This is a genomic window from Enterobacter sp. BRE11, from assembly GCF_031844285.1.
Taxonomy (GTDB): domain Bacteria; phylum Pseudomonadota; class Gammaproteobacteria; order Enterobacterales; family Enterobacteriaceae; genus Pantoea.
In genome coordinates, this window is sequence record NZ_JAUZUX010000013.1 from 124,023 (window position 1) to 138,891 (window position 14,869).

At 62.0% G+C, this 14,869-nt stretch carries 4 protein-coding genes and 1 pseudogene; all 5 read left to right on the forward strand.

Annotated features, from left to right (window positions below; translation table 11 throughout):
- Positions 1–100: 100 nt before the first annotated feature.
- The gene (gene fruB / locus Q9R34_RS15315; RefSeq protein WP_485894773.1) at positions 101–1,231 is read left to right on the forward strand and encodes a fused PTS fructose transporter subunit IIA/HPr protein; all 1,131 of its coding nucleotides are present in this window, start codon (positions 101–103) and stop codon (positions 1,229–1,231) included.
- The gene (gene fruK, locus Q9R34_RS15320) at positions 1,228–2,166 is read left to right on the forward strand and encodes a 1-phosphofructokinase (protein WP_434122813.1); all 939 of its coding nucleotides are present in this window, start codon (positions 1,228–1,230) and stop codon (positions 2,164–2,166) included. Before fruB ends, fruK begins: the two co-directional genes overlap by 4 nt.
- Positions 2,167–2,182: 16 nt before the next feature.
- On the forward strand, positions 2,183–3,880 hold the full coding sequence (fruA, locus tag Q9R34_RS15325; RefSeq protein WP_485894775.1) for a PTS fructose transporter subunit IIBC: 1,698 nt from the start codon (positions 2,183–2,185) through the stop codon (positions 3,878–3,880).
- 420 nt (positions 3,881–4,300) lie between these two features.
- Entirely contained in the window at positions 4,301–5,980 is a 1,680-nt protein-coding gene (locus tag Q9R34_RS15330) for a ShlB/FhaC/HecB family hemolysin secretion/activation protein (RefSeq protein WP_485894777.1), read from the forward strand.
- 57 nt (positions 5,981–6,037) lie between these two features.
- Positions 6,038–14,869: pseudogene (locus Q9R34_RS15335) on the forward strand (hemagglutinin repeat-containing protein); the annotation flags it as partial.

Below are 14,869 nucleotides of genomic sequence, written 5' to 3' on the forward strand. Positions count from 1 at the left end.
GAAACGTTTCAGCGCGGCAGAGACGCGCTTTACGTGACGCCGCCGCGCTTTAAACGGCCGTCAGGCTGAAACGATTCAATTTCAGTAAGCGAGGAGAAATATGTTCCAGCTCGAATTGCAGGCCATCCACACCGGAGCCAGCGCACAAAATAAAGAAGAGGCGATCCGTCAGGTCGCGGCGGCGCTGACCGCTGCGGGCAACGTAGCGGAAGGCTATGTCAATGGCATGCTGGCGCGCGAGCAGCAGACCTCCACTTTTCTGGGCAACGGTATCGCCATTCCGCACGGCACCACCGATACGCGCGACCTGGTGCAGAAAACCGGCGTGCAGGTGTTTCAGTTTCCGCAGGGCGTCGCCTGGGGCGAAGATCAGACCGCCTATGTGGCGATCGGCATCGCAGCGAAATCTGACGAACACCTGGCGCTGCTGCGTCAGCTGACGCACGTGCTGAGCGATGACAGCGTCGCCGAACAGCTGAAAACCGCTTCGGCGGACGATCTGCGCGCGCTGCTGATGGGCGAAAAACAGGCGGCCGAATTCAGCTTTGACACCTCGCTGATTACCTTAGACATCGCCGCCAGCGACCTGATTACGCTGCAGGCGTTGAATGCCGGTCGCCTGCAGGCCGCAGGCGCGGTGGACGCCAGCTTTGTTGCCGACGTCATGGCCGCGACGCCGCTGAGTCTGGGGCAGGGCATCTGGCTCAGCGACAGCAGCCGCGGCAACCTGCGCAGCGCGGTCGCGGTCAGTCGCGCCGCCGCACCGGGCGAACATCAGGGCGAGAGCGTGGCGCTGCTGGTTACGGTATCCGCCGTCGATGAGCGACCGCTGGAGGTGCTGGGCTATCTCAGCACGCTGCTGCAGAACGGCAAAGCGGATCGCCTGCTAAAAGCGGATGCGGCGGGCGTCTACGCCTTGCTGACCAGCGAAGTCGACGAGCAGGCTGAAGTGCTGAGCGCAGAGTTCACCATTCGCAACGAGCACGGGCTGCACGCGCGTCCCGGCACGGCGCTGGTCAGCGTCATCAAACAGTTCAACAGCGAGATTACCGTCACCAACCTCGACGGCAGCGGCAAACCGGCTAACGGCCGCAGCCTGATGAAAGTGGTGGCGCTGGGCGTGAAGAAAGGCCATCGCCTGCGCTTTACCGCCAGCGGCGAAGATGCGCAGCAGGCGCTGAACGCCATTGAAGAGGCGATCAACTCCGGCCTGGGCGAGGGGGCAGCATGAGCAGACGCGTCGCAACCATTACGCTGAATCCCGCTTACGATCTGGTGGGCTTTGTCCCGGAGATTGAGCGCGGCGAGGTCAACCTGGTGAAAACCACCGGCCTGCACGCGGCCGGCAAAGGCATTAACGTGGCGAAGGTGCTGAAAGATCTCGGCATCGACGTCACGGTAGGCGGCTTCCTCGGCAAAGAGAATCAGGACGGCTTTCAGCAGCTCTTCAGCGAGCTGGGCATCGCCAACCGTTTTCAGGTGGTGCCGGGCCGCACGCGCATCAACGTCAAGCTCACCGAGCAGAACAACGACGTCACCGATCTTAACTTCTCCGGCTTTGACGTCAGCCCGCAGGACTGGGAGCGCTTTACCAGCGATTCACTGACCTGGCTTGGCCAGTTTGACATGGTGTGCGTCAGCGGCAGCCTGCCGTCTGGCGTGCAGCCGGAAGCCTTTACCCGCTGGATGAGCGATCTGCGCACCCACTGCCCGTGCATTATTTTCGACAGCAGCCGCGAAGCGCTGGTAGCGGGCCTGAAAGCCGCGCCCTGGCTGGTGAAGCCTAACCGCCGCGAGCTGGAAATCTGGGCCGGACGCAAGCTGCCGACGCTGCAGGATGTGATTGGCGCGGCGCATGAGCTGCGCGAGCAGGGCATCGCCCATGTGGTGATTTCGCTGGGCGCGGAAGGCGCGCTCTGGGTCAACGCCTCAGGCGAATGGATCGCCAAACCGCCGGTGTGCGAAGTGGTCAGCACCGTGGGCGCGGGCGACTCAATGGTCGGCGGCCTGATTTACGGCCTGCTGATGCGCGAATCCAGCGAACATACGCTGCGTCTTGCGACGGCGGTGGCGGCCATGGCCGTCAGCCAGAGCAACGTCGGCGTGACCGATCGTACCCAGTTGGCCGCGATGATGGCGCGCGTCGACTTACAACCCGTTAACTGACAGCAGGAGAGCGATAATGAAAACGCTGCTGATAAAAGATCCTTCTATTGGCCAGGCTTCGGCCTGGATGGCGCAACAGCGTCTGACCGCCGCCGCCGCGCAGGCGGGGTTCACCTTCACGGATAACCCGGCGGAAGCGGAACTGGCGATCGTCCTCGGACGCGAGCTGCCGAATGACGCTGCGCTAAACGGCAAATCCGTCTGGCTGGGCGATGCGCAGCAGGCGGTGCGCGCGCCAGAGCAGTTCCTTGCCCAGGCGAAAGCGGAAGCCAAACCCTGGCAGCCAGCTGCGGCCGTCGCGGCGCCTGCTGCTGCTCCCGCGCAGGCTGGCGCGCAGAAACGCATCGTTGCGGTTACCGCCTGTCCGACCGGCGTGGCGCATACCTTTATGGCTGCCGAAGCGATCCAGGCAGAAGCGACTAAACGCGGCTGGTGGGTGAAAGTGGAAACCCGCGGCTCCGTCGGCGCAGGCAATGCGATTACGCCGGAAGAGGTGGCGGCAGCCGACCTGGTGATCGTGGCGGCGGATATCGAAGTCGACCTGGCAAAGTTCGCCGGTAAGCCGATGTACCGCACCTCAACCGGCCTGGCGCTGAAGAAGACCGCGCAGGAGCTGGATAAGGCGGTGGCCGAGGCCAGACCTTACAAAGCGGCTGGCGCGCAGAGCAGCGAGCCACAGGAAGAGAAAAAAGAGAAAGCGGGCGCTTACCGCCATCTGCTGACAGGCGTCTCCTATATGCTGCCGATGGTGGTAGCGGGCGGCCTGAGCATTGCGCTCTCTTTCGCCTTCGGCATTACCGCCTTTAAAGAGCCGGGCACGCTGGCGGCGGCGCTGATGCAGATCGGCGGCGGCAGCGCCTTTGCGCTGATGGTGCCGGTGCTGGCGGGCTTTATCGCCTTCTCTATCGCCGATCGCCCAGGCCTGACGCCGGGCCTGATTGGCGGCATGATCGCCACCAGCATTAACGCCGGCTTCCTCGGCGGTATTATTGCCGGTTTCATCGCTGGCTATGCGGCGAAGCTGATCAGCGGCAAGCTCAGGCTGCCGCAGAGCATGGAAGCGCTGAAGCCTATTCTGATCATTCCGCTGGTGGCCAGCCTGATTACCGGCCTGCTGATGATCTACGTGGTGGGCAAACCGGTTGCGGCGATCATGACCGGCCTGACCGCCTGGCTGGCGAACATGGGCACGGCGAACGCGGTGCTGCTGGGCGCGATCTTGGGCGGCATGATGTGTACCGATATGGGCGGGCCGGTGAATAAAGTGGCCTATGCCTTCGGCGTCGGCCTGTTGAGTTCACAGACCTACGCGCCGATGGCGGCGATTATGGCTGCGGGCATGGTGCCGCCGCTGGCAATGGGCGTTGCGACGCTGGTGGCGCGCCGTAAGTTTAATAAGGGGCAGCAGGAGGGCGGTAAAGCGGCGCTGGTGCTGGGGCTCTGCTTTATCTCCGAGGGCGCGATTCCGTTTGCGGCACGCGATCCGATGCGCGTCCTGCCGTGCTGTATCGTCGGCGGCGCACTGACCGGCGCTATCTCGATGTATATCGGCGCGAAGCTGATGGCGCCGCACGGCGGCCTGTTCGTGCTGCTGATTCCTGGCGCGATTACGCCGGTGCTGGGCTATCTGGTATCGATTCTTGTCGGCACGGCGGTGGCGGGACTGGGATACGCTATCCTGAAACGCCCGGAAGAGGAGCTGGCGAAGGCCTGAGCCCTGTCTGACTCCTCCTGATACAGGTTGACCTTTATCAGCCTTCAAAACGCCTGATGCACCGCATCAGGCGTTTTGTATTTCAGCGACAGAGGCGGGCACTGACCGTTATAGATCCTTCACCCTCTTTACCGCCTGCTCAGGCTCTGCCAGATGAGTGAGCGGCAGTCCATTTTTAGGTATGCCGTTGACCCTCTTCATCCGCGCTCTCTGGTAACAGTCTCAGGGAGATATTCCCGATCGCTGCCGCGCCATCTGATTTAAGAAACCGCCTGAAAAACGGGCTGCTGACTTGTTTTTTTCTCTTGTCGCTGGATAATTCGCCAAGGATTTACATGTAGTTACATTTGGTGGAATGGATTTTTCATGACAGGGATGCTGTTTTTACACAGGCAGAGGTCGACAATCTGCCAATGCACTATGCTCGTTTGGCTTTTACTCATCAGCACCTGCCCGCTGCTGGCGGCCACGGCGGGCAGCGATCTACGCGAGGTGGGTCAGGTGATCGATACCCGCGAGCAACTACGCCAGCAGGCACGCGAACGCGAGCTGCAGCAGCAGAATGCGCCGCAGGCAAGTGAGCGGCTGCCGCGCCCCGACAGGCTCCTGCCTGATTATCCAGCTAGCGAGCGCCCCTGCTTTACCATCAACCGGCTCGTTCTGACCGGCGAGTCCGCCAGCCAGTTTCAATGGGCGCTTGACGCTGCTGCCGATGCGATGGGCCGCTGTCTGGGCGGTCAGGGCATCGTACTGGCGATAAACAAGGTGCAGAACGTTATTCTCGCCAGAGGATATGTCACCACCCGCGTGATGGCGCAGGAGCAGGACCTGACGAAGGGCGTGCTGACGCTGACGCTGCAGCCTGGCCGTATCAGTCAGATCCGCTTCGAAGAGCCCGTTTCCTGGCGCGGCCGGCTGTGGAATGCCATTCCCGCCTCATCAGGCGACATTCTCAACCTGCGGGATATCGAGCAGGGGCTGGAGAACATCAAGCGGGTGCCGAGCGCCAGCGCCGACATCAGCATCGTACCGGGCCAGCAGGAGGCCACCAGCGATCTGCTGGTCAGCTGGCACGCAGGTCGGCCGGTGCGGCTCAGTATGGGGCTGGATGACAGCGGATCTAAAAGCACCGGACGCTACCTCGGTTCAGCCACGCTGGCCGTGGACGCGCCTTTTGCCCAGAACGATCTGTTTTACGCCAGCATCGGCAAAAACCTGTTTGAGCAGGGTCCGTTCGGCAACCGTTCCCATACCCTTAATTACTTTTTCCCGATCGGTTACTGGGCTGTTTCCGCCAACTACAACGACTACACCTATCACCAGAACATCCCTAATGCCAACGAGGTGCTGCGCTACAGCGGCAAGAGCGACAACGTTCAGCTGACGGTCTCCCGCTTGCTCTATCGCGACCAGTCCAGCAAAACCACGCTTAATCTGCGAGGCTACCGCAAACACTCGACCAACGCCGTCAACGATATCGATATTGAGCAGCAAAAGCGGCGCACCGCGGGCTGGGAGCTGGGCCTGAATCAGCACAGTTATTTCGGCAGCAGTACGCTGGACGCCAATATCGCCTGGCGGCGCGGTACCGGTGCGTTCAATGCATTACCTGCACCGGAAGAGTCGCGTCATCAGGGCAGCGCGCGTACCGGCATACTGCTGGGCGACCTCGGCATCAACCATCCTTTCGCCCTGGGCGAGCAGCCCTGGCGGGTTTATAGCAGCCTGCGGGGGCAATGGAGCCCGAATGCCCTGACGCCGCAGGAGCGCATGGCGATTGCCGGGCGTTATACGGTGCGCGGCTTCGACGGTGAGCAGATGCTGTCGGGAGAAAAAGGCCTGCTGTGGCGCAACGAAATCGGCTGGAATCTTTTCTCGCGCGGACATGAGCTCTATCTGGCCGCTGATTATGGTCGGGTAGCCGGGCCGGGCACGCGCTATCTGGTCGGGCATCAGCTGGCAGGCAGTGCACTAGGCGTGCGTGGCTCACTCCTGGGCCGGTTCAGCTGCGACCTGTTTGCGGGCGTGCCGCTCTATAAGCCCGCTGGTTTTCATACATCAGGCGCGACGGCGGGTTTCAGCATTAACCTGGACATCTGACCATCAAAGCGGGAAATCCAGCTTTCTTAACCACTGACTTTCACAAGGATGTGAATCATGAATAAACATTGCTATCGCATTATCTTCAGCCGCACCCATGGAGAACGCCGTGTGGTGTCGGAACTGGCCCGTAGTTGCAGCACAGAACCCGGTCAGAGCTGTGGCACTGGCGCGCCGCGTCTCTGGGTCACTTTACGTCGAGCGGCGTGGCTGCTTGCTCTGGCGCTGTTTGCCGGGCCCGCGCTGGCGAACGGAATTGTAGCGGATGGCAACGCTACGCCAGGTCAGCGGCCGGCCGTCATCGCTACTCAGAACGGGCTGCCGCAGGTCAATATTACCGCGCCCAATCAGGCGGGCATCTCGCATAACCAGTATCAGCAGTTCGATGTGGCGCAGAACGGCGCCATCCTGAATAACTCTGCGGTGATGACCTCCACGCAGCTGGCCGGAATGATTCAGGGCAACCCCAACCTCAAGCCGAACGCCCCAGCGGCGCGGGTGATCCTCAACGAAGTAAACAGCAACAATCCCAGCCAGCTTCGCGGTTATATGGAAGTGGCGGGCGGACGGGCGCAGGTGATCGTGGCCAACCCGGCCGGAATTGTCTGCAACGGCTGCGGCACCATCAACGCCGGGCGCATGACGCTGACCACCGGCAAACCGCAGTTCAACGCTGACGGCAGCCTGGCGGGTTATCAGGTTGAACGTGGTGTGGTGCGCATAGAAGGCGACGGACTCAACGGCGATCCCCGCCATGATACTGAGTATGTTGACGTCCTGGCCCGCGCGGTGGAGATCAATGCGGGCGTCTGGGCCAAAAAGGAGCTGGCGGTGGTGGCCGGTCGCAACCGCGTAAGCGCAGACGCGCAGACGGTCATACCGCTGGCTGACGACAGCAGCGCCAGACCTGAACTGGCGATCGACATGGGCCAGATGGGCGGCATGTACAGCGGCCAGATCCGCATGATTGGCACCGAAGCTGGCGTCGGCGTGCGAAATCAGAACGCTCAGGTGCAGGCGGGTAAAACGCTGGTAGTGAGCAGCGAAGGCAAACTTCTCTGGCAATCAGCGGCACAGGATGGCGTCACGCAGGCCGCAGGCGACATCAGCCTGGCGGCCAGAGACAGCGTTGATTATCAGGGCAAGCTCCATAGTGGCGGTCAACTGACGGTTCAAAGCCGCGAAGGCGGGATTACCCAGTCCGGCACTCTGGCGGCGGCTGGCGACGTACGGCTGACATCAGCCCGCAGCATTCAAAGCAGGGGACACCTGCTGGCGGGCTGCGACGCCAGCAGCCAGATTGTGCAGGAAGCCAGTCTGCAGCTGGAGAGCCAGGATGCCATTCGCGCCAGTGGCAGCCTGTTGAGCAAAAAAGAGGTCAGCGTACGCGGGCGCCGGGTTGACCTCAGTGGCGCTCAGGTTGCGGCCAGCCGTGCAACCCTTACAGCTCAGGAAGGCGGTGTTGCCGTACGTCAGGCGATGATTAATGGCACGGAGCTGGTGATTAACACCTCAGGTGATATTGACGCGCAGCAGGCACAAATTAGCGTCGGACGCTGGCAGATTGATGGACGCAGCCTGTTCAGCCAGCAGGCTGGCTGGTCGCAGACCGGCAGTGGCGAAAGCCGCTTTACGTTGTCTGGCGGGCTGGATAACAGTGACGGCACGATTGAGAGCCAGCAGCTCAGTTTGCAGGCCGTCTCGCTGAACAACCAGCGTGGCCGGATGGTTGCACTCGATAACGCGGCGCAGCACTGGCGGGTTGATGGACTGCTCGACAACACCACGGGTGAACTGGGTAGCAACGGCGATCTGACGCTTGAGGCAGGCAGTCTGAATAACCAGGGCGGCACCGTCAAAACCCAGTCCGCACTGGCTATCACTGCCCGCGACGCGGTTAATAACAGGCAGGGTAAACTGCTGGCCGGTAATGCGCTGACGCTTAGCGCGGGCGGCGATCTGGATAATCACGTGGGCACCCTGAACGGCGGTCGGCTGTCGTTGACCGCGCAGCATCTGAACAATGCGCAGGGCGAGATTATCAGCCAACGCGACGACCTGAGCCTGACGGCAAGCGGGCTGGATAACACAGAGGGCAAAGTGATTGCGCTGCAGGGTCTGAGCCTGACGACGACACAGGACCTGAACAATAGCGGCGGCTGGATCGAAGCGGGTCATCATCTTTCGCTCAACAGCGGCGGATTCTGGCAGAACAGCGGTGGGACGGCGCAGGGTGGGGAGCGGGTCTCGGCGACGGCAGATCAACTTAATAACGCCAGCGGCCGGTTACAATCTGGTGGTGATCTGGCTCTGACCAGCCGTGGCGATATCCTTAACCAGGGTGGCAAACTCACGGCGCAAAACGCCCTCGCGATCAATGGCACCTCCGCGACGCTGTTTGACAACGATGGCGGGTCGCTGCAAAGCGGCGGCGATCTGCTCCTGCAGGGTGGCGCGCTAAACAATCGTCAGTCAGGACAGATTCTTAGCCAGCAGTCGCTGACACTCAGTCTGGCAGGCGACTGGGACAATCAGGGCGGCACCCTGACCGGCAACGCCAGAACGCAGGCCAGCGCTGCAAATCTGTTTAATACCCAGGGGGCGATCAATGCGCTGGACACGCTGGATATGCAGTTCACGGGCCGTCTGGATAACAGTAATGGCCGCATCTTCAGTCGGCTAAGCCAGACGCTCCAGTCGCAGGAAATTGGCAACGCCCAGGGCTGGATGGGTAGTCAGGGGCGCTGGGCTGCCACGACTGCCGGTTTCGATAACACGGCGGGCAGCGTGCAAAGTCAGCAGCAGGCTGAGCTCTCGGCAACCTGGCTCAGTAACGCCAGCGGCGTGTTGCAGTCAGCCGCCGGGCTGGTGTTGCGGGTTGCACAGGATATCAATAACCTGGCCGGTAAAGCCTCTGCTCAGCAGCAACTAACCGTTCAGGGTCAGACCAGAGGCAGCCGCACCGGTAACATTAACAATGCGGGCGGTCAGTGGCTGGCTGGTGAGGGGCTGACCATCACCGCTGCCCGACTCGATAACACTCAGGGCGGTCTGCTCTACAGCCAGCGGCAGTTAAGGCTGAACCTGGCCGGGGATCTGGATAACCGGGCCGGTAAAGTGCAGAGCGGCGACGCGCTCCAGCTGGATGCGAAGACGCTGAACAACGCAGGCGGCAACATCGACAGCCAGCAACAGCTCACGCTAAACCTGCCAGGTTCGTTAGATAACAGCGGCGGTGCGGTGCGCAGCAACGGTGGACAGCAGGTTAATGCCTCGACGATCGATAACCGTCAGGGCGTGTTCAGCAGCCGTGAGGCGATTAATCTGACAACAGGGCAACTGGAGAATGCCAGCGGCACGCTGATCAGCCAGGGGGCGGGTCTCTACACCATCAATCTGCTTAACAACCAGCAGGGCAAAGTCCACAGCGGCGCGGCGCTGACGCTGGTGGCCGCGCAGCTGAATAACCAGGGCGGACAACTGGTTGCGACCCAGAATCTCATGCTGAAGGCCACGGCGCTCGATAACAGCACACAGGGTGTGCTCAGCAGCCAGGCGGGACTCTCTCTGCAAACTGATCGTCTGAGTAACCGCGACGGCGGCCTGTTACTCGGCACGACTTTTACCGACATAGCTGCCCGTGACATCGATAACAGCAGCGGACGGCTGCAGAGCGCCGGAATGCTCCTGCTTCGGGGTGTTGCACAGCTGGATAACCGGCAGGGACGGATGCTGGCGAATGGCAATCTCACCCTCAACGCCGATCTCTCACCGACTGATTCACCGCTGGTGCTGCTCAATCAGAGCGGACGGCTGGAGAGTGCAGATGCATTGACCGTGCATGCACAGTCCTTCGACAATCAGGGCGGCACGCTGCTGGGCCTGCAGGCTCTGACGCTGACTGCGCAACAGGATTACACCCGCCAGGCGGGTGAAACCATCAGCAGCAACGGCACGGTGACGTTCTCTCTTGGCGGGGCGTTTACTAATCTGGCCGACTGGCTGCTGCCGGGGAATCTGGTGCTGAATGCTACGGCTATTATCAACCCGGCGATACTGGTGGGTAAAACCGTTCAGCTCACGACCGGTGCACTGCTGAACAGCGGGCGGCTTGAAGCCGACAACCTGACGCTGAATGTCGACTCGCTGGATAACAGCGCGACCGTGATGGGCGATGAGATCAGCGTGCTGGGTCGGGTTATCGACAACCACGGACAGCCTGCGGTCATCGCGGCCACCCAAAGCCTGACGCTGCAGGTCCGCGAGCGGCTGAGCAACAAGGGTGGCGCATTGCTTTACAGCGGCGATCGTCTGTCCCTGCACAGCGATGACCTGATCGAGAACCGGGCGAGCCTTATTGAAGCAGACGGTGATATGACGCTGGAGGCGAGGCAGCTCGACAACCTGCGTGAAGGGCTGGTGATTGAGCGAGAGGCGGAGAGCAGCGACTATAGCTGGCATCGTTATAACTACTACTGGCGCTCGTTTGGTACGACGATAATGCCCGATAAGAGCAGCATGGCTCCGACCACTCAGCAACTGACTTTTCAGGATGAGACTGCGGCACAGAGTAATCCTTACGGCACGCTGCTGGCGATTGACGCGGCGGGCAAACGTGCCTAGGTACGTGTCATGAATAATCAGGGCGTGCTGACCGATCTGTGGGTCAATTATCTGGCGCTTCAACCTAATGCCGATGGCAGCTATGCCATGACGTTCTATGAAACGCGCGGATTTAAGCAGAAAAATGTGCCGACACCCTATCAGAATACCGTGTGGCGTGAGCATGATCGTGGTCGTCTGGAGCAATGGAACCCCGAGCAGCATATCGATATCGACAGTGCTCTCTTTATCAGCGACTACAGCGCTTTGCGTGAACGTAGCGTTACCGGCACGGTAACGCGTGATCGGCTGGTCAGTGAAGGTAGTGGCGCGCGTATTCTGGCGGGCGGCGATATGGTGTTGCGCATCACTGGCGCGTTAATTAACGATGCGAGCGTGATCACGGCTAATGGCAATCTGACCGTGGACGGCGGGGGCAGCGTTGATAACCGAGGCTATTCGGTCAACGAAAGACGTCAGGAGGTTATCGTTGATCATTACGACAGAAGTACGCGCCACTGGTATCCGTCCTTCAGTCTCGACGAAACCGCCGCCCTGGCCACCATTGACGGCATCATTACCGGCAACGGTAACGTCAGTATCAGCGGAGCGAGCATCAGTAACACCACCGTTAATCAGGCGCAGATAAGCCAGCTTGAGGCAGCGCTGCAGGCGGTGGACGCCGAGCGCGCGGAGTATGTACGCAACCCACTGGCCTTTGCTGTGGACAGCGTTGCTCACCATGACGGCGACACAGAGCTTGCGGCGGGTGACGACGTTCGCCCGCTGTTACCGGCTGAGCTGGCGCTGACGGCGTTGCAACAGCTGGAGAAAGTCGCCACAACCATCCCCAATAACGGTCTGTTCAGCCAGCATACCGCGGCGGGCAGTCCGTTCCTGGTCGTGACTGACGAGCGCTTTACCAGTCGTAATAAATTTATCAGCAGTGACTATCTGCTCGAACGGGTTGGCTATGACCCTTCACAGGTGCATAAGCGCCTGGGCGATGGTTTTTATGAGCAGCGTCTGGTGCGCGAGCAGGTTCTGAAACTGACCGGCAGGCCTTCCGTTAACGGCTGGGATGCAATGGAGCAGTATCAGGCGCTGATGAACAATGGCTCAAAAGTGGCGCAGGATTTCCATCTGATGCCGGGTGTGGCGCTGACGCCGCAACAGATTGCGGCGCTGCAGCAGGATATCGTCTGGCTGGTCAGCGAAACCGTTGATACGGCAGCGGGCCCGCAGACCGTCTGGGTGCCGAAAGTCTATCTGGCGCAGACTACGCTGCGCCTGACCGGCGCGGGCGCGGTGATTGGCGGCGGTAATCTGCAGCTCTCAGCCGACAGCGTGACCAATGCCGGAAATCTGTTTGCGGACAAGGCGCTAGCCATCGACAGCGGGCAGTTTCAGCACCTGGGCGGCGACATCAAGGCAGGCAGCATTGATGTGAAGGCGGAGACGCTGACGATCAGCACCGATCTGCAGAATGCCCTGCGTCAGGCGACGATGAGCGCTGACGATATCAGCATCAGCGGCACCGATATCCGGCTGCAGGGCGCGAAGCTTAATGCCACCGATAACCTTAGCCTGAGCGCACGCAACAACCTTGATATTGGTGCGGCGAAAAGCAGCCACAGCGGCAGCCTGGACGTGATCGCCGGTGCGATGGGCAACCGTACCAGCGACGGCATGGAAGAGGCGGGCAAGCGCATGGCGCAGGTCAGCGGCGAGTGGCAGCAGGCGCAGGGCAGTGAGCTTAAAGCCGGTGGCAACCTCCGCCTTTCGGCCGGACGTGACCTGACGCTGACCGGCAGCCAGGCAAGCGCCTCCGGCTCTGCGCGGGTTGAGGCCGGGGGAGACATTCGCATCGGCGCTGAAACCACCACCAACACCACCCATCTTGAGGCCAACAGCCGGACTTCATCGGTCAGCAACAGCCGTCAGGAGGATCGTCTGCTGCTCAGCACCCTGAGCGGCGATCAGGGCGTGACGCTGCTAGCGGGCAATAATCTGCTGGCCGAAGGCGCGCAGGTTGACAGTTCACAGGGCCAAACTGGCGTCAGCGCGAAGAACGTTACCATCAGGGATGCACGCGCCAGCGTGCTTGATCAGGACAGCGAGAACAAGCGCGAGGGCAAGACCCGCAGCCACCGCAAAGAGGAAAGCTCACGCGAGAGCAGCACCGGCAGTACCTTCAGCGGACAGCAGGGCGTAACGGTGCTCGGGCGCGAGGGCGACGTCACGGTGACCGGCAGCACGCTGCACAGCGAACAGGGCGCGGTCGGGCTGCAGGCGAAGCAGGACGTGGTGCTGAACACAGCCACCGAACGGGAGTCGTTCTACAGCGAGGAGCGCTCAGAGAATAAAGGTCTGCTGAACAAAAGCAGCGGCCACAGCGTAACGCAGGACGTTACCACGCGTGAGAACGGCAGCCTGCTGAGCGGCGAAAGCGTCACGGTCATCGCCGGACGTGACCTGACGGTGACCGGCTCGGCGGTGGCAGCCGACCGGGACGTAAATCTGCGGGCCGGGCGGGACGTGGAGATCGGCGCGGCGACCGAGACCGACAGCCACTATCAACTGGAGGAGAAGAAAAAGAGCGGGCTGATGAGCAGCGGCGGCATCGGCTTTACGGTCGGGAAGCAGTCAACCCGCCATGAAATCGATGAGAAGGGCACCACCCAGAGCCAGAGCGTCAGCACCGTCGGCAGCAGCCAGGGCAGCGTGGACATCACGGCGGGCAACCGGCTGCACGTCGGCGGCGCGGACCTGGTGGCGGGTATGGACATGAACCTGGCGGGCGACAGCGTGAGCGTTGACCCGGGCTATGACCAGCGGATGCGCACCGAGAAAACCGAGACGAAGCAGAGCGGTCTGAGCATCGCCCTGTCAGGCACGGCGGGCAGTGCGCTCAACACGGCGGTGAGCACCGCGCAGCAGGCCAGGAAGTCGGGCGACGGTCGGGTCAGCGCGCTGCAGAACACCCAGGCGGCGCTGAACGGGGTGCAGGCGGCGCAGGCGGTTCAGATGGACGGGCTGAACACGGCCGCGGCGGATGCGCGCAATGCCGCCGCAGGCCGGAGTCCTGGCAATAAAGACTATGAGACGGGCGCGACCAGCACCGTCGGCGTCAGCGCCTCGTTTGGCAGCCAGTCGTCGAAAAGCGAAACGCGTACTGAGAGCAGTCAGTCGCAGGGCAGCACGCTGACGGCGGGCCGGAACCTTAACGTCACGGCGACCGGCAAAAACGGCGCGGCGCAGAGCGGCGACATCAGCATCACCGGCAGCCAGCTGAAGGCGGGCGGCGACCTGAGCCTCGAGGCGTCACGGGACATCCTGCTGCGGTCGGCGCAGAACACGCAGAGCACCGACAGCACCAACAGCAGCAAGGGGGGCAGCGCCGGGGTCGGCATCGGCGTGGGGTCGGGCGGCTACGGCATCAGCGTGTTGGCGAGCGTCAACGCGGCGAAGGGCAGCGAAAAGGGCAACGGGCTGACGCACAGCGAGACCACGCTGGATGCGGGCAGCCGGCTCAGCCTGACCAGCGGGCGCGACACCACGCTGACGGGCGCGCAGGCAAACGGCAACAGCGTGAAGGTGGACGCGGGCCGCAACCTGACGCTGACCTCGGAGCAGGACAGCGACCGCTACGACAGTCAGCAGCAGAGCGCCAGCGCGGGCGGCAGCTTCACCTTCGGCTCGATGACCGGCTCGGCGAACGTGAACGTGAGCCGGGATAAGATGCACAGCACCTGGCAGAGCGTGGCGGAGCAGACCGGGATTTTTGCGGGTAAGGGCGGCTTTGACGTGACGGTGGGTGAGCATACGCAGCTGAACGGCGCGGTCATCGGTTCCACGGCCAGCGCCGATAAGAACCGGCTCGGCACCGGCACGCTGGGCTTCGGCAACATAGAGAACCACGCGGACTATAAGGTGGAGCATCAGAGCGCAGGGATAAGCACCGGCGGCGGCCTCGCCGGACAGTTCGCCGGGAACATGGCGAACGGGATGCTGGCGGGGCTGAGCGGCGGCGACAGCGCCTCTTCGGTGACGAAGTCGGCGGTGAGCGAAGGCACTATCGTTATCCGCGATAAGGAAAAGCAGACGCAGGACGTTGCCGATTTAAGCCGCGACGTGGCGAACGCGAATCCGGGTCTGGAGGTCATCTTCGACAAGGAGAAGGAGCAGAACCGGCTGAAGGCGGCGCAGCTGACAGGGGAAATCGGGGCACAGGCGGGGGATATTGCCAGGACGCAGGGCCAGATAATCGCGACCCGTGCTGCCAAT